Annotated in this window: 19 protein-coding genes; 10 read left to right on the forward strand and 9 right to left on the reverse strand. The window is 62.8% G+C overall.

Annotated features, from left to right (window positions below):
• Positions 1-117 precede the first annotated feature (117 nt).
• Positions 118-654, forward strand: a complete 537-nt coding sequence (locus BA190_RS15970; RefSeq protein ID WP_202908475.1) for a CGNR zinc finger domain-containing protein — start codon at positions 118-120, stop codon at positions 652-654.
• Between the two features lie 174 nt (positions 655-828).
• Here BA190_RS15970 and BA190_RS15975 read toward each other — a convergent pair whose 3' ends face one another.
• The 3 genes from BA190_RS15975 to BA190_RS36460 all read right to left on the reverse strand — a co-directional run bounded on the left by BA190_RS15975 (position 829) and on the right by BA190_RS36460 (position 3,939).
• On the reverse strand, positions 829-2,187 hold the full coding sequence (locus BA190_RS15975; RefSeq protein ID WP_068289214.1) for a porin: 1,359 nt from the start codon (positions 2,185-2,187) through the stop codon (positions 829-831).
• A 598-nt stretch (positions 2,188-2,785) separates the two neighbouring features.
• Entirely contained in the window at positions 2,786-3,049 is a 264-nt protein-coding gene (locus BA190_RS15980) for a hypothetical protein (protein ID WP_068289217.1), read from the reverse strand.
• Between the two features lie 113 nt (positions 3,050-3,162).
• On the reverse strand, positions 3,163-3,939 hold the full coding sequence (locus BA190_RS36460; protein ID WP_068289219.1) for a response regulator transcription factor: 777 nt from the start codon (positions 3,937-3,939) through the stop codon (positions 3,163-3,165).
• Between the two features lie 536 nt (positions 3,940-4,475).
• On the opposite strand from BA190_RS36460, the gene BA190_RS15990 reads away from it, so the two are divergent.
• The 6 genes from BA190_RS15990 (at position 4,476) to BA190_RS16015 (ending at position 11,060) form a co-directional block, all read left to right on the forward strand.
• Positions 4,476-5,228 (forward strand): DUF899 family protein, encoded by a 753-nt coding sequence (locus BA190_RS15990; protein WP_068289222.1) that lies wholly within the window; start codon positions 4,476-4,478, stop codon positions 5,226-5,228.
• Between the two features lie 226 nt (positions 5,229-5,454).
• A complete protein-coding gene (locus BA190_RS15995) occupies positions 5,455-6,645 on the forward strand; it encodes an aminotransferase class V-fold PLP-dependent enzyme (protein ID WP_068289224.1) in 1,191 nt (396 codons plus the stop codon).
• Between the two features lie 119 nt (positions 6,646-6,764).
• Complete coding sequence (locus BA190_RS16000; RefSeq protein ID WP_068289226.1) at positions 6,765-7,730, forward strand: CoA ester lyase; 966 nt, start codon at positions 6,765-6,767, stop codon at positions 7,728-7,730.
• A gap of 12 nt (positions 7,731-7,742) precedes the next feature.
• Positions 7,743-8,927 carry a malate--CoA ligase subunit beta gene (locus BA190_RS16005; protein ID WP_068289229.1) on the forward strand — a complete coding sequence of 395 codons (1,185 nt, stop codon included), beginning with the start codon at positions 7,743-7,745 and terminating at the stop codon, positions 8,925-8,927.
• Between the two features lie 12 nt (positions 8,928-8,939).
• On the forward strand, positions 8,940-9,836 hold the full coding sequence (gene sucD, locus BA190_RS16010; protein WP_068289232.1) for a succinate--CoA ligase subunit alpha: 897 nt from the start codon (positions 8,940-8,942) through the stop codon (positions 9,834-9,836).
• Between the two features lie 252 nt (positions 9,837-10,088).
• The gene (locus BA190_RS16015; protein ID WP_068289492.1) at positions 10,089-11,060 is read left to right on the forward strand and encodes a D-glycerate dehydrogenase; all 972 of its coding nucleotides are present in this window, start codon (positions 10,089-10,091) and stop codon (positions 11,058-11,060) included.
• 149 nt (positions 11,061-11,209) lie between these two features.
• On the opposite strand, the gene wrbA is transcribed toward BA190_RS16015, so the two are convergent.
• From wrbA to BA190_RS16045, 6 genes are all read right to left on the reverse strand, one after another.
• Positions 11,210-11,809, reverse strand: a complete 600-nt coding sequence (gene wrbA / locus BA190_RS16020; protein WP_068289237.1) for an NAD(P)H:quinone oxidoreductase — start codon at positions 11,807-11,809, stop codon at positions 11,210-11,212.
• Positions 11,810-12,139: 330 nt separating this feature from the next.
• On the reverse strand, positions 12,140-12,985 hold the full coding sequence (locus BA190_RS16025; RefSeq protein ID WP_068289240.1) for an arylamine N-acetyltransferase: 846 nt from the start codon (positions 12,983-12,985) through the stop codon (positions 12,140-12,142).
• Positions 12,986-13,091: 106 nt separating this feature from the next.
• Positions 13,092-13,601 (reverse strand): cytochrome c, encoded by a 510-nt coding sequence (locus BA190_RS16030; RefSeq protein WP_371260326.1) that lies wholly within the window; start codon positions 13,599-13,601, stop codon positions 13,092-13,094.
• A 296-nt stretch (positions 13,602-13,897) separates the two neighbouring features.
• Positions 13,898-15,217, reverse strand: a complete 1,320-nt coding sequence (locus tag BA190_RS16035; RefSeq protein WP_082979774.1) for a glycosyltransferase — start codon at positions 15,215-15,217, stop codon at positions 13,898-13,900.
• Positions 15,218-15,272: 55 nt separating this feature from the next.
• Positions 15,273-15,860 (reverse strand): TetR/AcrR family transcriptional regulator, encoded by a 588-nt coding sequence (locus BA190_RS16040; RefSeq protein WP_068289242.1) that lies wholly within the window; start codon positions 15,858-15,860, stop codon positions 15,273-15,275.
• A 181-nt stretch (positions 15,861-16,041) separates the two neighbouring features.
• Positions 16,042-16,671, reverse strand: coding sequence for a TetR/AcrR family transcriptional regulator (locus tag BA190_RS16045; RefSeq protein WP_068289246.1), 630 nt, complete (start codon positions 16,669-16,671; stop codon positions 16,042-16,044).
• 66 nt (positions 16,672-16,737) lie between these two features.
• On the opposite strand from BA190_RS16045, the gene BA190_RS16050 reads away from it, so the two are divergent.
• The 3 genes from BA190_RS16050 to BA190_RS37060 all read left to right on the forward strand — a co-directional run bounded on the left by BA190_RS16050 (position 16,738) and on the right by BA190_RS37060 (position 19,019).
• Positions 16,738-17,694, forward strand: coding sequence for an NAD(P)-dependent oxidoreductase (locus tag BA190_RS16050; RefSeq protein ID WP_068289248.1), 957 nt, complete (start codon positions 16,738-16,740; stop codon positions 17,692-17,694).
• 434 nt (positions 17,695-18,128) lie between these two features.
• Positions 18,129-18,773: a response regulator transcription factor gene (locus BA190_RS16055; protein WP_068289501.1), complete on the forward strand. Its 645-nt coding sequence runs from the start codon at positions 18,129-18,131 to the stop codon at positions 18,771-18,773.
• Between the two features lie 111 nt (positions 18,774-18,884).
• Positions 18,885-19,019, forward strand: coding sequence for a hypothetical protein (locus BA190_RS37060; protein ID WP_256390531.1), 135 nt, complete (start codon positions 18,885-18,887; stop codon positions 19,017-19,019).
• Positions 19,020-19,180: the final 161 nt, after the last annotated feature.

Below are 19,180 nucleotides of genomic sequence, written 5' to 3' on the forward strand. Positions count from 1 at the left end.
AGGTTAGGCTGGATTTTCGAGAGCGCAACCGCTAAATTCAAAATAATGGTTATTCCCGAGTCTCAGAGCCGATTTGCCCAAGGGTGGAGCGAAGCCGATTATGTCGGCGGCCATCCCGTGCTTGATTTCATCAACACCGTTGCCGACACCGGCAAGACCCGCCTGGATGACAAGATCGGCAGTTGGGAGGCGCTTCGTCATTGGGCCGACGGGGCAGGGCTGCTGTCGAAGCAGGAACTCTCCGCATTCCTGCAGGATCCGTCGCTCGACGATGAAGGTGCGTTGGTCCGGCTGCATGACCTGCGGGAGCAGGCTTATGCGGGAATGCTTGGCCTATCTGGCCTTGCGGAGCCGGCTCGCCAAGGCATGGAGCATGTCGAACGGGCGATCCGCGATGCCTTGGGACGAGGCGCTTTCCGGGAGGAGGGGAGGCGATTCCGCTGGCGGCCGGACGTGGACAGTTCCGAGCGCTGGCTGGACGCCATTGCCTTGGCCCTCGAGGAGTTCTTGCGCAGCGAAGACGTCGCGCGCCTGCGGCAATGCAGCCGCTGCACCTGGCTCTTCATCGATCGCGGGCGGGGCGCGGGCCGACGCTGGTGCGACATGCGCACCTGCGGCAATCGTGCCAAGGCCGAGGCTTTTCGCTGCCGGTGATTGCTATTGGTAGTCGGCTATCGATATCATTTCATCGAGATAAGGAATGATTCTCCCAACGCTTCTCGCCGCCGGCCTGCGTCGTCATGATTCTGCGGTTTCCCGGGCGAATGGCCCAATGAAAAGGGCTCGGCGCAAGCCGAGCCCTCATGGTTTGACGCTGTACTGAGAGACTTAGAACACACGCCGTATGCGAATGCCGGCCTGCCAGATATTGGGCGTGGCCTTGGTATTGGTGACCGTGGTGGTGGTCTCCCCGTCGGTCGTGGTGGTGCTGCTCGAACCCAGGTTGAAGTCAGCCCGGGTGTAAGCGACTTCGGCGCCGATGGTAAGGCCCTTGACGATCGTGTAGGTGAGGTTGGCGGCGACCGTGAATTCCTTGTCGAAGGATTTCTTGCCGGCGAAGCCGAGCAGGTCGTCGTAGCGAACGTCGATATAGCTGGCCACGAGGTTGGCGTTCAGGACGGGCGTGATGTTGCCGCCGAGTTCGCCGACCACCGACCAGCCCTTGCCGGCGCGGAAGGTGCTGTTCGAGCCGAAATAATAGTCGCTGTAGTTGTTGAAGATGCTGTTGCCGGCACCGAGATAGTCGAGGGCGCCATCGGCATACTGGCCTTCAACGATGAAGTGCCCGCCATCGATGAAGGGCAGCTTCAGCAGGCCCGTGCCGCCCACGGCCCAGCCATATTTCTGTTTGTGAGGAATATAGTCGGGGTCGGTGGCCAAGAGCGGAACACCATTGGCGTCGACGGCCTCGGCCGAGCGGAACTGGTGGCCTGCGGCCTGGATGGCGACCGAACCCCAGCTCTGATCCCAGCGCAGTTGGCCGACCACGTCAGGCACCTGCTGGCCGCCCTGTTTCACCGCGACGTTGGAACGATGATCACGGCCGTCTTCGACCGACAGCGTGGCGCTGAAGCCGCCCCCGAACTGCGCGGTGTAGGCGAGCAGGTTGACGGTGTTGCTCTCGGCATAATAGGGCGCCCAGATGGTGTCGCCATATTCGTTGTCATAGAAGCCGAAGAACGAATGGGCATAACCGGCCGTCAGGCCACCGAACTGGATGAAGGCCTTGTCGATGGTGAAGGTGTTGCCATTATAGATGCCGCCGCGGCCCTGATGGCTGATCGGATGCGAGTCGGCATCGATCTGGAAGTAGGAGCGCAGCAGGCCCCAATCGGTCTGGGTGCGGGCATCGAACCAGATACGAGCTTGGGTGTTGAAGGCCGTACGATCGTTGTTGCGACCCCACTTGAAGTTCCCGCGTGTAACCGTGGGTGTTCCTCCGTTGACGGTCGTCTCGACGCGACCGCTGCCGCTGCCGCCGAAACCGCGATAGTCGGCGCGGATCTCACCGCCGATCTTCAGGCAGGTGTCGGTGCCGGGAATGTAGAAGAAACCCGGGCCAAAGGCCGTGCAGACCTTCACATATTCGACGGCCTCGCCCTTGGTCATGGGCAGGTCGGCAGCCTGGGCAGCGCCGACGACGGCGATGCCGGCAATGGTTCCTAGAAGCAGAGATTTGGTCGTCATGCGACTCCCCCGTTGAGGTTGTTACCGGGGGTGAGCTTGCGATACTTCCCGAGTCATCGCAAAAAGAATCCGATACATGTGTCAGTCGATTTCGCTGTTTTAGGTGATTGTGTAACAAAAAGGCCACAATCTTCTCAGTGTCGATAGAAAAATTGGAAGTCTACATTTTAAAATTACAACCAGTTTTTTGAAATTACATTACTAAAATCGCCTTTTAGTTGCATAGTAATCAAAGATAATTACACGTGATATCTATATGATCGGAGCTCAATGCAACCTTGCGCTTGTGGCGCGGACGCCGGTGATTCCCTAATATTCCCTCGGGTTCGCGAGACCCTGAGCTATTGGAGCCCGGCCAGGAATTGACCTCCCTGGTCGGGTTTCGCTTTGAGGGGCACGCGCGGGGCCTTGTGGAGGGCACATGGCTCGAGGACTGCGCACAGGGGCTCGCCAAACCGCCTGGCGCGGGCCTCGCTCCCTCGTGGTGAATGCGAGATAGGCCTTGCTGGCCCATTGGGGGATGATTGGAGCGGAAGCTTCTGGGCCAAGCTTCGCCACGCCCGCCGCCAGCGTGCCCTTGGAAAAGGCCGTCCCCGCTTTATCGTGGGCCGGGTGGCCATTGCCGGCCGATGGCAGCCAGCCCCGAGATTAGAGCGTCGAGGTTCTTGCCCCCGGCAGTGATTTTCTGATTGGACTTGTAGCAGGCATATTCAACCCGTTCATCCTCGAAGACATCGATCTCCAGCCGGTTTTCCTCGACCGTGACCGTCAGGGTGACGGAATTGGAACCCAGACGGTCCATCATGAACCAGAGGCGATGCCGTTCCAGTGTTCGCAGCAATGAATAGAGCTTGTGAGTCATGGGCGCTTCCGGTCCGCGCGGCAGGCGGTTGATCGCGAGGGCTCGCTACGCCGGGCTGTCCATTCGCGACGAGGATAAATGAACGGCACCGGCGGAGGGGGCAAATAAACTGGCTAACGAACTTGACGGGCGGCGATGGAGGCTTCCGGCGCTGCGCGAGAGCGGGCAGGCGGGAACTGCAAGGCATTCGTTCTCGCAACGACTTCGGTACGGCTACGAGCCTTCAGCCGGCGCAGAATGTTGCGGACGTGTACTCTTACGGTGAACTCGCTCATCCCGAGTTCGCGGGCAATGTCCTTGTTGGCCGAGCCCTTGCGCAATTCGACGACGATTTCGATCTGCCTGGGGGTCAGCACAGCCTGCGGGGGCCGCTCGCCTTCGCCAGGATCAGGCGTAGCGGCTTTCCTTTGGACCGCCTCCAGGAGAGGCGTGAACAACCCGCCTCGGCGGACGAGGCGGGCCGCAAAGATGACATTGTCGATCGTCGATTCCGAGGGTACGACACCTTTTGCACCCTGCTTGAGAAGCGCGATCAGCATGGCCTGGGTGGTAATGTCGGCGAGGACGAGAATGCGGGCCGCAGGTGCTGTCTCGAGTATTGCCCCGATGTCTTTGCCGATTGCCGCGATGCTGGGGGAATGCTCCGAAGCGACGAGAAGAACGTCGGTGGCACGAAGGGGCGCGGCCGCCCAGGCCTCGACATCCCTGAAGCCCTCCACCGCAAGAGCGGTCTCCGACGCCGCGAGGCAGCGCATCAAGGCCGTGCGGTGGAGGCCGCAACCGCCGATCAGGTCGATGGAAATAGGCGGTATGTTGGTGCGCGTGACAGCGTCGCTGCGTTCAGTGAGGCCATAGGTGCCGAAGGTTCGTTCAGCCTGCAGGGCATGCAAGCAACGTCCCTCGTCCACGCGAACCCCGATTAGAATCTCTGTCGGAGATAAGGTCATGCGGGCTTTGAAACCATCCTGGTGTTTCCTCCGGCAGATCAGTCCGACAGTGCGGCTCGCCCCCAAGCCAATTATCTCAATCGAGGATTGCACTCCCTCCACCGTGGCATCACATCTATACCGGCTTTTTTTACTGAATGTTTCTGCCTGTATTATACGTTGGTATGATGGTGAGCCGACAGAGCTCCGCTCACTGGCATTTACAGCTGCCAGGTCCGCCCTCGTCGTGTCGATCTTCGGACGGCTCCATACCTGGAGAGGACGGAGCCCACTCACTATCCGGGCCCTTCCTTTCGTACGATCAATTGAGGTATCAACATACAGTCTCGACAGGCGCAAAAAGATCGCGCCCCCCACAGGGCAGCGCGTGGATCGCGGACAGGCGCGCATCGCAATCCCGTCATACTTGTCACTCGCAGCGTTCGGACATCCGGCATTAACCTGGTTGCCATCGATAGAGGCCAGGGAAGGTGAGAACGATGATCGATGACGGCACTGCAGCTCGGCTCGGAGCTCCCGAAATAGTCGATCGGGATATTTTCCACGCGAAGATAGAGGCGTTGCGGATCAGGGAAAAGGCTCACACCCGGGAAGGTGATGCCATCGCCGCAGCCCGCCGACGGCTGCCCATGGTCACGGTGGATGGGGCAATCCCGCTCATCGGTACCCAGGGGGCGGTGACCTTGCTGGATACCTTCGAAGGGCGCCGCATGCTCATCGCCTATTACTTCATGTGGCATGCCGGCCATCCCGCGCCGGAGCAATGCGAAGGCTGCACCTGGGTCACGTCGCAGGTCCGGGAACTGTCCTATGTGCATTCGCGCGATGTCACCTATGCCACCTTCTGCCAGGGCCCTTACGCGGAAAGTGCCCGCTACCGGGATTTCATGGGCTGGCAGATGCCCTGGTACTCGGCGCCTCGTGCCTCGCTCGATACGCTCCTGGTCGGGCGCCGGGTAGGGCTGATGTACATCGTCTGCTATCTGCGGCAGGGATCGCACGTCTTCGAGACCTACTGGACGACGTGGCGGGGGGTCGAGGCGATGGACAACAATTACCGGCTGCTCGATTTGACTGTCTATGGACGGCAGGAGGCGTGGGAGGACTCGCCTGCCGGATGGCCGCGACCGCTCGAAGGGGTCGGCAGGATGCGTGTCGATGGGCGACCCACCGCCCAGTGGTCGCGCCTCGAGGCCGGCTATTCCGATGATCTCGGTTTTTCTGGGCATTGAGGCCGCTTGTTGCTGGGGGCGGCGTGATCCTCTCGGGGCAGTCCGGGTAGGATCTCACCCATCCGATGGGGTGCGGCAGGCTCTGAAAGTGTAGGGGGCGTCCAACGCCCTCAGGCTCGTGAATCTATCCCGACAGGTGTTGTGAGCAGGAGGCCCCCCGACCGATCATCACCCTCGAAAGCAACCGGCAGGCTCAGGACCCGCCGCACATTTCGGGAGGATTTAGATGGCCGGCTTCACCCAGCTTTTCGTTCCAGGACCGACCAATGTTCCGGAGGTCGTCCGCCAGGCGATGAACATGCCGATGGAGGACATGCGCGCACCTGACTATCCGGCCTTCACCCGCGGTCTGTTCGCCGACCTGATGAAGGTGTTCCGCAACGAGACCGGCCGCGTCTTCATTTTCCCGTCTTCGGGCACGGGTGCCTGGGAATCGGCGATCACCAATACGCTCAGCCCGGGTGACCGCGTGCTGATGTCGCGCTTCGGCCAGTTCTCGCATCTGTGGGTCGACATGTGCGAGCGCTTCGGCCTCGACGTCGATGTGGTCGATGTCGAATGGGGCACCGGCTGCCCCGTCGAGATCTACGCGGAGCGGCTTCTCCAGGACAAGGAGCATCGCATCAAGGCTGTCTTCGTCACGCATAATGAAACGGCCACCGGCGTGACCAGCGATGTCGCCGGCGTGCGGGCCGCTCTCAACGCGGCCAAGCATCCGGCCCTGCTCTTTGCCGACGGCGTCTCCTCGATCGGCTCGATCGATTTCCGCCAGGAGGATTGGGGCGTCGATTGTGCCGTCTCCGGTTCGCAGAAGGGCTTCATGCTGCCGCCAGGCCTGGGCTTCCTGTCGGTCAGCCAGAAAGCCCTCGCAGCCGCCAAGACGGCCGGGCACAAGCGCTGCTACTTCTCCTTCGAGGACCAGATTCGCGCCAACGACACCGGCTATTTCCCCTATACGCCGGCGGTTCAACTCCTGCGCGGGCTTCGCGTCGCCCTCGATCTCCTCCATGAGGAAGGCCTCGAGGCTGTCTTCGAGCGTCACAACCGCCTGGCCACCGGCGTGCGCAAGGCGGTGGAGGCCTGGGGGCTGAAGCTCTGCGCCAAGGAAGCCAAGTGGAATTCCGACACGGTCAGCGCAGTCCTGGTGCCCGAAGGCATCGACAGTGCCGAGATCGTGCGGCGGGCCCACTACGGCTACCAGACCTCCCTCGGGGTCGGTCTCAACAAAGTTGCCGGCAAAGTATTCCGGATCGGGCATCTCGGCTGGGTCAACGACGTGATGATGTGCGGTGCGATCTCGGCAGCCGAAATGGCGCTGCGCGATTGCGGCGTGAAGGTCCAGCCCGGATCCGGCGTAGGCGCGGCCCTCGAGCACTATCGCCTGTCGGCTCAGCCGAGCCTGGCCAAGGCTGCCTAAGACGCAACTCGGCCCTCCTCATCGAGGGGAGGGCGAAGACTCGCTCCATAAAGATCAAAGCCAGTGCCAACGGGTCGTGCCCACGTTCGAAGATGCGGCAGCCCGGAGGGAGGAACATCATGAGCCACACCATCCATCACCTGCGAAAACTGCGCCTGCAGCGTAGCGAACTCGCGGTACCGGGCTCCAATCCGGACATGATCCGCAAGGCCGCCGACGGCGAGGCCGACTACATCTTCCTTGATATCGAGGATGCGGTTGCCCCGCCGGACAAGGAGCGGGCGCGCAAGAACATCATCGAGGCCCTCAACGAGATCGACTGGCGCGCGCGTGGCAAGACTATCTCCGTGCGCATCAATGGCCTCGATACGCATTACATGTATCGCGACGTCGTCGACGTGATGGAGCAGGCGGGTGACCGGCTCGACACCATCCTGGTGCCCAAGGTCGGCGTGCCGGCCGATCTCTACATGGTCGAGGCCATGGTCAACCAGATCGAGACCGCCAAGGGGTTCAAGACCCGCGTCGGGTTGGAAGGCCTGATCGAGACGGCGCTCGGCATGGCCAATGTCGAGGCGATCGCTGCCTATGGCGGCCGGCTCGAGGCGCTGCATTTCGGCGTTGCCGACTATGCGGCGAGCTGCAAGGCGCGCACCGTCTCGATCGGTGGCCTCAATCCCGATTATCCCGGCGACCAGTGGCATGCTGCCCTGTCGCGCATGACGGTGGCCTGCCGTGCCTATGGCCTGCGCGCCATCGACGGCCCGTTCGGCGACTTCTCCGATCCCGAGGCCTATATCGCCGCGGCCAGGCGCGCCGCCGCCCTCGGCATCGAAGGCAAATGGGCGATCCACCCTACGCAGATCGCGCTTGCCAATGAGGTGTTCTCGCCGCCCGAAAAGGAAGTGAACCGTGCCCGCCGCATCATCGAGATGCTCCGGGAAGCCGAGGAGCAGGGCAAGGGTGCCGCCGCCCTCGACGGTAAGATGATCGATGCCGCGTCCGAACGCATGGCCCGCAACGTCCTGGTCATGCACGAAGCCATCCAACAGTCCACCCAGCCGCGCGCCGGCCTGCCCAACTGACGAGGTACCCTTATGGACATCCATGAATACCAGGCCAAGGAACTGCTCTCGCGCTATTCGGTGCAGATTCCGCGCGGTGGACTTGCCTACAGCCCCGAGCAGGCGACCTATCGCGCCAGCGAGATCGGCGGCGACAAATGGGTGGTCAAGGCCCAGATTCATTCCGGCGCCCGCGGCAAGGCCGGCGGCATCCGCATCTGCAAGTCCGACGGCGAAGTATCGGATGCCGCGGAGGCCATGCTCGGACGCAAGCTTGTCACGCACCAGACCGGCCCGAAGGGCAAGCTCGTCTCGCGCCTCTATGTCGAGGAAACCGTCGACATCCGCCAGGAGCTCTATCTCGGCATCGTGCTCGATCGCAAATCCGAGCGCGTGATGATCGTGGCCTCGGCTTCCGGCGGCATGGAGATCGAGGAAATCGCCGAGAAGCAGCCTGACTCCATCATCCGCGCCATCGTCGATCCCGGTGCAGGCATGCAGCAGTTCCAGGCCCGCGAGATCGCCTTCGGCCTCGGGCTGGAGAACAACATGATCGGCAAGGCGGTCGACACTCTCTTGGGCTGCTACCGCGTCTTCCGCGACTACGACGCCTCGATGCTGGAGATCAACCCGCTCGTCGTCACCCGCGACGGTAACCTGATCGCCCTCGATGCCAAGATGTCCTTCGACGAGAATGCGCTGTTCCGCCGTGCCGAGATTTCGGAGCTGCGCGACAAGTCGCAGGAAGATCCGCGCGAGACCTTTGCCTCCGATCGCGGCCTGTCCTATGTCGGGCTCGATGGCAATATCGGCTGCATCATCAACGGTGCAGGCCTGGCCATGGCCACCATGGACATGATCAAGATCGCGGGTGGCGAGCCGGCAAACTTCCTCGACATCGGTGGCGGTGCTTCGCCCGAGCGGGTCGCCAAGGCGTTCCGTGCCGTGCTGGCCGACAAGAATGTCGAGACCATCCTGGTCAACATCTTCGCCGGCATCAATCGCTGCGACTGGGTGGCCGAGGGCGTGGTCAAGGCGATGCGCGAGGTCGGCGTGAACGTGCCCCTGGTGGTACGCCTGGCCGGCACCAATGTCGAAGAGGGACGGCGCATCCTCGCCGAGTCCGGTGAGAAGGTGATCGTGGCCGAGACCCTGGCGGAAGCGGCCGAAAAATCGGTCGAGGCGATGCAGGCTTTTGCCAAAACCAAGAAGCATTGAGGGGGAAACGAAATGGCAGTTCTGTTGAACCGCAAGACGCGCGTCATCGTCCAGGGCCTGACCGGCAAGATCGGTTCCTTCCACGCCCAGGACATGAAGCGCTATGGCACCAATGTCGTCGGCGGCGTTACCCCCGGCAAGGGGGGCCAGGAGCATCACGGCATTCCGGTCTTCAACACGGTCAAGGGCGCCGTGCGCGAGACGGGTGCCGAGGCTTCGATCGTGTTCGTGCCGCCGCCCTTCGCGGCCGATTCCATCATGGAAGCCGCCGATGCCGGCTTGAAGTTCTGCGTCTGCATCACCGACGGCATTCCCTCCCAGGACATGATGCGGGTGAAGCGCTATATGCGCCGCTTCCGCTACGAGGACCGCATGCGCCTGATCGGCCCCAACTGCGCCGGCGTCATCACGCCCGGCCAGGCGCTGATGGGCATCATGCCCGGCAATATCTATCTGCCGGGCCGGGTCGGCATCGTCGGCCGCTCGGGTACGCTCGGCTATGAGGCGGCCTCGCAGATGAAGGCACTGGGCATCGGTGTTTCCACCAGCGTCGGCATCGGCGGCGACCCGATCAACGGCTCGTCCTTCAAGGACATCCTGAAGCTCTTCGAGGAAGATCCGGACACCGACGCCGTGGTGATGATCGGCGAGATCGGCGGGCCGCAGGAAGCGGAAGCCGCCGAATGGGCCAAGCATCACATGCGCAAGCCGCTGATCGCCTATATCGCCGGCCTGTCCGCACCCAAGGGCAAGCGCATGGGCCATGCCGGGGCCATCATCTCCGCCTTCGGCGAGTCGGCCCAGGAAAAGGTCGAAATCCTGCGCGATGCCGGTGTCGCGATCGTGCCGACGCCGGCCGAATTCGGGCCGACCGTGGCAGGCGTGCTGGAAAGCAGGAAGGCGGCCTGATCGGCAAGGTCACGCCGTCCCTCCACCCCTCCGCACTTGCAAAGCAAAGTGCGGGCCTCTCCCCGTAAGAGCGGTGTGGGAGGACTTCCACCGGGCATTTCATGCCGAAATGCCCGGCATCCCGCTCGACGGCTGGGCGAGATCAAAGGCGAGAGGGTCGATTACCACGTCTGTGTCTCCTCGCCTCGTTCTCACGGGGAGAGGTAAGGTGAGGGGCGCGCGGCCCTGCTGTCCCGCCGATCGCAAGGAGTGATCATGAAACCTCGGATTCTCGTGACGCGGCGCTGGCCTGAAGCGGTCGAACGCATCCTTGCCGACAGGTTCGACACGACATTCAATCAGGACGACACGCCGCTGACCGCATCGCAGCTGAGCGATGCGTTCAGGCAGTTCGATGCAGTCTTGCCAACGGTCAGCGACAAGCTGCCGGCCTCGGTCTTTCCCGAGGCGGATGTGCGGACCAAGCTCCTCGCCAATTTCGGCGTCGGCTTCAGCCATATCGACATTGACGCGGCGCGTGCCCGCGGCATGACGGTGACCAATACACCGGGCGTCCTCACCGACTGTACCGCCGATATCGCCCTCAGCCTGCTCCTTGCCGTGGCGCGACGGGCAGGGGAGGGGGAGCGCCAATTGCGGGCCGGAGAGTGGGCGGGCTGGTGCCCCACCCACATGATCGGCGCCAAGGTAAGCGGCAAGACCATCGGCATCATTGGCATGGGGCGGATCGGCAAGGCAACGGCCAGGCGGGCCCATTTCGGCTTCGACATGAAGGTCGTGTTCTACAACCGCTCGAAGGTCGACGACGAGACGACCCGCGCCATGGGCGCGCGACAGCTGGCAAGCGTGGAGGAGGTGCTGGCCGAGGCGGATTTCGTCTCCCTGCATTGCCCGGGTGGCGCAGAGAATCGGCATCTCATCAATGCCGCGAGGTTGCGGGCGATGAAGCCGGGTGCCTTCCTGATCAACACCGCCCGCGGCGACGTTGTCGACCAGCAGGCTCTGGTCGAGGCGCTTGAAAGCGGAACGATCGCAGGCGCGGGGCTCGACGTCTATGACGGCGAACCGGCGGTGCCTGCGGCGCTCCTGCGCCTGGAGAATGTGGTCCTGTTGCCGCATCTCGGCAGTGCCACGGAAGAAACCCGCGTGGCGATGGGCATGCGGGCGGTCGACAACCTCACCGCCTTCTTCGAGGGACGGTCCGTGCCCGACAAGGTTGCGTGACGTATCGGGCGATCTGCCGGAATCGGCAGGAGCGATGCGGCTATAGCGGCTTGTAGCGATGTTAATCCCGGTCCCCGTGGGCCGGGATTTTTCGTGGGCTTCCTGTGTAGGCTGAGACGTTGGCCCTGCCGTCAAACGGCCTCAGTTCATCAACCGTGCAGCTTGATCGCGGTTTCCGCGATCGCGCGGCCCTGATAGGCTGCGCCCGCCAGTTCGTTCTCGCTCGGCTGGCGGCTGCCGTCGCCACCGGTGATGGTGGTGGCGCCGTAGGGAGCGCCGCCGGTGACCTCGTCGAGCCTCATCTGCCCGGCAAAGCCATAGTTGAGACCGACGATCGTCATGCCGAAATGCAGGAGATTGGTGATGATCGAGAACAGGGTGGTCTCCTGGCCTCCATGCTGGGTCGCACTCGAGGTGAAGGCGCCACCAACCTTGCCGTTCAGCGCGCCCTTGGCCCAGAGGCCGCCCGCCTGGTCGAGGAAGTTCGCCATTTGCGAGGACATCCGGCCGAAGCGGGTGCCGGTGCCGACGACGATGGCATCATAATCGGCGAGCTCCTCGATCTTGGCGATCGGTGCGGCCTGATCAAGCTTGTAGTGCGATGCCTTGGCGACCGCCTCCGGCACCAGTTCAGGCACGCGCTTGACGTCGACGATAGCCCCAGCCTCACGTGCGCCCGCCGCAACTGCGTTGGCCATCGCCTCGATATGACCATAGGCGGAGTAATAGAGTACGAGAACCTTTGCCATCGATATCTCCTCTCGATCCAGCGACCTGACTTGTCTGGGCTATTTGCGGTTCGGTTGGGCAGCCGCGCGATTTCCCTGATGAAGGTTCGTTCCCTGCCTCAAGGAAGATAGGCAAAGATACCGGAAGGAGAGCTGTCGAACAGCAAAATCGTGCCTGAGGCGACGACGACCGGGGCAAAAGAGGCAGCATCGGGCAGACCGCGTGCTGTCAAGCCCGGGACGAACTTGGCCTCGCTGCCTTGCGGTTTCAGGATTCGCCGGACGACGAAGACCGCCAGCCGATCACCGATCAGCCGAACGGGTTCTGCTGCGCCGGCAAGGGATGCCCGTTCAGCTGGCTTTCTCGTGGCTGACCGCCTGGATTCTTTCCCAGACTTGTCCGGACCGGGGAATGTCGAGGTCGAAGATCGTATGGAACATCTCAGCGAGATGGTCCGCGCTCGTGATGCGCTGTTCGCTGACGCTGGCTGCCGTCACACTGCTCAGGCAGTCGTTCTTCAGGGCGACATAGCCATCCTCGGTATGCCGCAGGATCGCCAGCGCGTTTGTGAACGGCGAGCCGGGATCCTGCGTCAGCCAGCCCAGCGTGGCTGCTATGGCGGCCTCGTCGCTGTGATCGGGCCGGAAATCGAAGCTGTGTGCGAGGCCATTGGCATGGTTGCTGAAACGCAGCCAGCCATCGTCCGTCGACACGATCGAAAAATCGAAGCCGCGCTGGCGGATCGGCCCGGCGGTAAGCGGTACGGGTTCGATGATGCCGTCCGCCAGGCCGACCTCGGCAAGGTATGGTCGGTCGAGATCGACACGCAGTGTGAGATGGTTGCCGATGGCGACATCGCCCAATATTGCGCGGTTGACGCCGCCGCACAGGCGGGTGACGCGGAAACCGAGTGCGGCCAGTGCCGCGCCGAACAGACCGTTCATTTCGTAGCACCAGCCGCCGCGCCTGCCCTCCACCATCTTGGCGAAGGCGGCGGCCGGCGCGATCGAGGACGGCCATCCCATGAAAGCATCCAGCGCCTCCCAGGTGAAGGCCGTGAGATGGGCGCGGTGAAGTCTCGTCAAGCCGTTGGCATCGAGGGAAACCGGCCGGGTCACCCCGATTCTGATGAGATAGGCATCCAGCTGGGCTGACGTCAGGGCCATTCCATTGTCGCTGGCAGGGACGTGTTTCATCCTTCGGTTCCTTTCGATGGACCGTTTTCGAGGTTTGCGAGATCGTGTTTCAGGGGCCCCGTTGCGGGATCGCCGCGTCGTCAGGCGTCATCAGGGCCGGCCTGTCTCATTTGGCCGGCGGCTTCGGCAATGAAGAATAGGTCTCCGCGGGCATGACGGCGAACACGAAGGTGCTGGGCTTCTCGGAGGGACCAAAGGGGCCTGCGACCTTGTTGGAGACCGGCTTGATGCTCTTCAAATAGGCCGCAATCGCTTCGGCATCCGCGCTGCTGAGGTGTGAGAAGGCTTCAAAGGGCATGACCGGCGCAAGCCCGCGCCCGTCGGGACGCTTGCCGGTCGTGATCGCAGTCACGATCTGCTGAATGCTCCAATTGCCGATACCCGTCTCCTTGTCGGGTGTCAGGTTTGGGCCGGCAAAAACGCCGAGGCCCGGTATGGCAAAGCCGACGTCCGAACCACCGAGATAGCGGCCTCTATCCGGATGGCCGAGGAAAGTTCCGGGCGTGTGACAATCCGAGCAGCCTGCGACGGTCACCAGATATTTGCCCCGCTCGATGGATGACTGCGCCTGCGCCTCAATGGAGAATGCGCCGAATGCGATGGCAAGTGCGAACAGGAGCATAAGAACGGGGAAGACCGGGACGACATTCCTGGGCCGGAAGGAGGCGGCGGGAAGCCCTTCGGCGCCGAGTGCCTTTCCGGTCGCGATGGAGAGGAGGACGGTGGCGAAGGTAGTCAGAAGGCGCTTCATGGCTTGAGCTCCGTTCGAAAGGGTGGGCCGGATACCTTGCCTATGGGCGAGTTGGCACAAGGCTCCGCCGTTCGCCGGTGCGGAGGGCAACGGCGTTCGGTAGTGCAGGAAGGAGCGACCGGGCAGTGGCCGGCGCTTCCGCTGCGATCAGCGGCCGCTGGTCACGCGGCGGACAGGGTTCTTCGGGAAGGGCTCAGTGCGAAATCCTCGATTTCGGCGACGAGCCGCGCAGGCCCCGGGCCTTCCCGGGCGATGGCACGCCCGAGTGCCGAAGCCCGCTCGGCGAAACTCGGCTCGGAGAGGACACGCCGTACGGCCTCAGCGAGCCTTTGCGGGGATATTGAAGGATCCAGGTGCAAGCCAGCGCCGTGATAGTCCACACGCGCGGCATTGTCGTTCTGATCGCGCCCCATCGGGAGGACGACGAGGGGGACGCCATGGTGCAGCGATCGCATGACCGTGCCGTGCCCGCCATGCGTGACGACGGCGCTGGCCTTGGTCAGGATGTCGTCATGCACGGCATTGGCAAGGATCGTGACATTCGCCGATGATTGCAGGCGAAGCCCCTCGAGTGCCTTGCCGAGGGTGACGACCACCTCGATCGGCTCGCCGGCCAAGCCGGATATCACCCGCTGGAGCACTTCGGCCTGCCCCTGGTTGGTGGTGCTGAATGAGACGAGCACGAGAGGCCGCACCTTGTGCGCAGGCTGCCTCGTCCAGCGTTCGCAGGCCCAACTCGGCAGCTCCAGAAGCGGCCCGACATAGCGCACATGGTCCGGCAGGCGCTCGGCGGGGAAATCGAAGGCGGCGCTACTGGCAAGCAGATAGCGGCCGGCGCTCAAGGGCTGTTCGCGGACATGGGCCAGCGGCGCGGCACCGAAATGTGCGCGGGCGGCATTGAGGCAAGGCAGGAAACCGTCCCAGGCTTGCTCGACCATGGCCGAAACGTCGGCGTCGCGAGCCCGGTCCGCCGCCGAAAGGGCAGGCTGAAAGCCTGGACCGAAGGGGGGGTGGCCGGGCAGGGGCCAGAGTGAGATGTTGCTTGCGAGCAGGGCCGTCGGAAGCTTCGCAATTTCGCCCGCGAGCATGCTGCCGAACAGCAGATCCGAACCGAGAAGCATATCGGCCGGCTCCGTCGCCAGGACTTCGAGAATATCCTCTGCATAGGATCGCGCTGGCCCGACGAAGATCCGTTCGCACCCTCTTTGAAAGCCAGCCATGGCATTGGCGGTTTCCCAATCCCGTATGAAGCAGCTTTCGAAGGAGCGATCCGAACGGTTCGGCGCGCGCTTCCATGGCAAAAAGCGAACACCCGCCTCGAGCGCCTCCGCTCTCATCGTGTCATCGGCGATGAAGCGCACGTCGTGACCCCGGTCGGCGAGGGCACGTATGGCTGCGAGCGTCGGCGGCACGTTGCCGCCGCCTTCCCAGCCGACTGCCAGGATGCGCAGATGCGGCTCCGCATCCACCGTCTTTGTCATTGCCGTGGTCCTTTCTCGATGGAGACCGGATCAATTCACCTGAACGTATTTTGCTTCAGTCCTCGCGCAGCAGGCGCTCGATCGCTTGCGTCATGAGCCGATGTGTATTCGCCGCCGAATGTCCCTGCGCGCGGCGCAGCAGGTGCCAGATCCAGACATCGGTCTGGGCCAGCAACTGCGCCAGCCGATCCCCGCGCGCCTCGTCGTCGAGCTTGTCGAGCCAGGCCTTGAACATGTCCCCGATCCACTCGCGATGACCTTTGCGCCCTCGATCGAGGACGGCGGCGAACTCGGGAATGCGCGTTTCCTGCCCGAGTGTCCGCACGAGGATGTCGCCGGTGCGTTCATAGTCGTCCATCAGGAGCGTGACGATACCGGCCACGCTTTCTGCCGGCGCGCGCCACCGCTGGGCCCGGATCGAGACATCCATCTGGGCCGCCATGGCACTGAGCACGCCGGTTTTGCTCCCGAAGCGCCGTATCACGGTCTGGCGGGTGGTGCCGGCCGCGACGGCGATGTCGTCGAGAGTGATCTCGTCGAACCAACGCTCCGCGAGGAGCGTGGTCAAGGCGTCGACGATCTGCTGCTCGGTATCCTGAACCGCGCTGGCGCGCGCCGATTGACGATAGGCTCGCGGAGACATGGCGTCGCTTCCTAATTTTATGTTACAAAGTGTAACGCGAAATTGGAGGGACGTCAACGCGGGTTGATGACATAAGATGATGCAATTTATAGTTGTGCATATCGTGGCCGGCAGAGAGCATGAACTATCCCTGCAGGGAGAATGCCGGCTTCACGCAATCCGGCGAGGAACCGGTCTCGACCTAGGCGTTTCGATCGATGGAACCCCGGTTTTTCACCGTTCCGTCGGCGTCCACCTGTGTTCGAAAGCCCAGCCAGGCGACATTCAGCACGAGTTCGAGGATCTCCTCGCGCCTCGGTCCCGGATGATCGAGCCACCACACGGCGACCGCATGGAGACCTTCCTTCAGAAACGCCGCCGTGCCGTGTCGCTGCCATGACGATTGACTTGGCGCGAAGTCGGTCAGCAGCGCGGCGATGCCGGCGGACGCGCCGGCCTGGACCTCGCGCGAAACTTTCGCCGCGACCCGATCACCCGCCGGAACCGTCAGCAGCACCCGCGCGGCCTCAGGCGATTGCTCGACGAATGCCAGGAAGGCGTCGATCGAACGCCGGAATTTTTGCTCGGGGCTGGTGTCATCCTGCACGATCACCTTGCCCTTGCCGATCAAGCTGTCGCGGATTGACTCGAGCACGGCCAGGAACAGCGCCTGTTTGGAAGGAAAATGATCGTAGAGGACCGGTTTGGTAATCTCCGCACGGGCCGCGATGTCGTCCATTTTCGTGCCGTCATATCCGTCGCGCGCAAATGCGCTCACAGCGGCTTCGATGATCCGGGCCCGCCGTTCTTCCGCACTCAGACGTTTGCGCACCCTTGACTTCATTGCGATCGATACTAACCTACTTTAAAGTAGGTTATCAAGCCGCGAGGTGAGACGATGCGCATCTTAGTTGCGGGCGCGACGGGCGCGGTCGGACGCCGCCTGGTTCCGCGCTTGATCGGCAACGGCCATAGCGTGGTCGGATTGACGCGAACCCCGGCGAAGACCGGCCTCCTGCGAGAACTCGGCGCGGAGCCGGTTGTTGCCGACGCGCTCGATGAGACGGCCATTCGCGCATTGGTCTCTGCTGCGAAGCCGGACGTGATCGTGCATCAGCTGACGGATTTGAAGGGGGCTTCGGACCTGCGCAAATTCGACCGCGTTTTCGCGAGCAGCAATCGGCTGCGCACCACCGGGACTGACCATCTACTTGCAGCCGCGCGCGACTGCGGCGTGAAGCGGTTCGTCGCGCAGAGCTTCTGCGGCTGGCCTTATGCGCGAGTTGGCGGTGATGTGAAAGTCGAGGACGATCCGCTCGACCAGGATCCGCCGCAAGAGCTCCGCGAAACGCTCGATGCGATCCGTTATCTCGAGCACGCCGTCACGACAACGCCCGGCCTGGTTGGTGTCGCGCTTCGCTATGGTGGATTCTATGGCCCCGACACCGGCGTCTTCGATCCAGCCACGATCGAACGGATTCGCAGGCGTCGTATGCCGCTGATCGGTGGCGGCACCGCGTGGTGGTCATTCCTGCATATCGATGATGCAGCGGAGGTAACCGCGCTGGCGGTCGAGCGGGGCGAGGGCATCTACAACATTGTCGACGACGATCCGGCGCCGGTGCACGCTTGGCTCACCGAGATCGCTGCAATGCTCGGCGCAAAACAGCCATTCGGCGTGCCGGCATGGCTTGGCCGCCTTGCCGCCGGGCAGCATATCGTCGTCATGATGACGCAATCGCGTGCGGGATCGAACGCCAAGGCCAAGCGGGAACTCGGCTGGTCGCCGCGCCATCCTTCGTGGCGGCAGGGATTTGCCGAAATCATCCGGAATGGCGCGCAACCGGCCGCCTAGACCGAGACCTATGCCGTCGAGGTGCCAAGAGGTATGAGCTACGGATACGATCCGGCGGCGGCTCTCACGAACGTCGGCATCCTGGATGCGACCATGCTCCGAGCGCCGCAAGAAGGGCCTGGAGCGGATTTTTCCTGCCTAAGGACAAACTATGTTGTGATTTGCGGACAAAGATTGATTCACTGCGCACAACCCATAGGGGAATGAAGCCGCTCCAACACCGTGAAATCAAACAACGCACTGGAATGAAAAAATGTTTCACGGTATGAATATGGACTAAGGCAGGTACCGGATCGTTGTCGTGGCTTGAAGCGCCCCGAAACAGAGAAGGCCCAAAACAGAAGACGTCGGATCAGAGGTGGCGCGCGCCGCAAATCGAGGGGCATATGAACGCCGAGGGGAAAAGCCAGCGTCAAGGCATCGAGGTCGATAGGATGCGGGGAGCTCCGGAAGGCCGGTTCAGGGTGCTGATCGCCGAGCGCAACCCCTTGGTTGTGGCTGCTCTCGGCGACATGATCAAGAATGATGCCCGTTTTGAGCTGGTTGCCAGCGTGCAGTCCGGCGGGGCCTTTCTGGCGGCTGTGGCCGAGCCCAAATTCGACCTGGCCGTCCTCGGCTGGAAACTGTCGGACATGAACGGTGCCGAAGTGCTGGAGGAAATGCGACAGCGTGGCCTGCATACACGCATCGTCATCTTCTCGAACGATCATGACATCGCCATTCTCAAGCAGTGCGTGCGCCTGGGCGTGCAAGGCTATTGCTACCAGTTCGACGACCCGGCCATTCTGTTCGACACGCTGGTGGCGGTCGCCCATGGCCGGATCTGCATCCCCTACCTGGACGTGTCCAAGATCAACGACACCCCGCTTTCACGCCTGACGACCCGCGAGCGCGAACTGCTTGCCGTGCTCGCCGACGGCTGGACCAATCTGCAGATCGCCGCCCGCACCGGAATCTCGGAAAACACGGTCAAATATCACCTCAAGAATCTCTACGACAAGCTCGAGGTGCGCAATCGCGCCATGGCGGTCGCCCTCTATGCCACCGAGAAGAGCAGGGGCCCGCAGGCCAATTCCTGACGCAAGGCGGTTGCTGGCTTCACACACGCTCGATTGCGATTGCAGGTGCGTACGTCATCGGCCTGTCATGACGGCAAGGCAGAAGGCCGCGCGTGTGAGGAGAGCGACGCGATGACCATCGAACTTTGGCCCTTTCTGGTTCTACCCCTTGCCGGGCTCGTGGCGGGGGCGGGCATCGTTCGCTTCGTCATCGGACCGGACTGGATGGAATGCCTGCGCCAGCGCCGCGAGTTTCAGCGCCGTTAGGACTTCCTCCGAAAAAGTTGCGAGGCAAGCACGCCTATCGGCAAGGCGATGGCCTGAACTCTCCCACGTCCTGATCAGGGATCCGCAGGATCGCGACCGGTGGCAACCTGCCCATCTCGAGCAGCCAGCGATCGTCCCGTTCAAGGTCACCGGGAGAGGGT

Origin of the sequence: Labrys sp. WJW (genome assembly GCF_001676615.1) — a bacterium.
GTDB classification, from domain to species: domain Bacteria; phylum Pseudomonadota; class Alphaproteobacteria; order Rhizobiales; family Labraceae; genus Labrys; species Labrys sedimenti.

Bases quoted from the DNA above. Each gene is read 5' to 3' on its own strand.
- BA190_RS15995 (WP_068289224.1), top strand. From the start codon at position 5,455: ATGGCCGGCTTCACCCAGCTTTTCGTTCCAGGACCGACCAATGTTCCG.
- BA190_RS16055 (WP_068289501.1), top strand. From the start codon at position 18,129: ATGCGGGGAGCTCCGGAAGGCCGGTTCAGGGTGCTGATCGCCGAGCGC.
- BA190_RS16035 (WP_082979774.1), bottom strand. From the start codon at position 15,217: ATGACAAAGACGGTGGATGCGGAGCCGCATCTGCGCATCCTGGCAGTC.
- BA190_RS16000 (WP_068289226.1), top strand. From the start codon at position 6,765: ATGAGCCACACCATCCATCACCTGCGAAAACTGCGCCTGCAGCGTAGC.
- BA190_RS15980 (WP_068289217.1), bottom strand. From the start codon at position 3,049: ATGACTCACAAGCTCTATTCATTGCTGCGAACACTGGAACGGCATCGC.
- BA190_RS16040 (WP_068289242.1), bottom strand. From the start codon at position 15,860: ATGTCTCCGCGAGCCTATCGTCAATCGGCGCGCGCCAGCGCGGTTCAG.
- wrbA (WP_068289237.1), bottom strand. From the start codon at position 11,809: ATGGCAAAGGTTCTCGTACTCTATTACTCCGCCTATGGTCATATCGAG.
- BA190_RS37060 (WP_256390531.1), top strand. From the start codon at position 18,885: ATGACCATCGAACTTTGGCCCTTTCTGGTTCTACCCCTTGCCGGGCTC.
- sucD (WP_068289232.1), top strand. From the start codon at position 8,940: ATGGCAGTTCTGTTGAACCGCAAGACGCGCGTCATCGTCCAGGGCCTG.
- BA190_RS16050 (WP_068289248.1), top strand. From the start codon at position 16,738: ATGCGCATCTTAGTTGCGGGCGCGACGGGCGCGGTCGGACGCCGCCTG.
- BA190_RS16025 (WP_068289240.1), bottom strand. From the start codon at position 12,985: ATGAAACACGTCCCTGCCAGCGACAATGGAATGGCCCTGACGTCAGCC.
- BA190_RS15975 (WP_068289214.1), bottom strand. From the start codon at position 2,187: ATGACGACCAAATCTCTGCTTCTAGGAACCATTGCCGGCATCGCCGTC.
- BA190_RS15990 (WP_068289222.1), top strand. From the start codon at position 4,476: ATGATCGATGACGGCACTGCAGCTCGGCTCGGAGCTCCCGAAATAGTC.
- BA190_RS16005 (WP_068289229.1), top strand. From the start codon at position 7,743: ATGGACATCCATGAATACCAGGCCAAGGAACTGCTCTCGCGCTATTCG.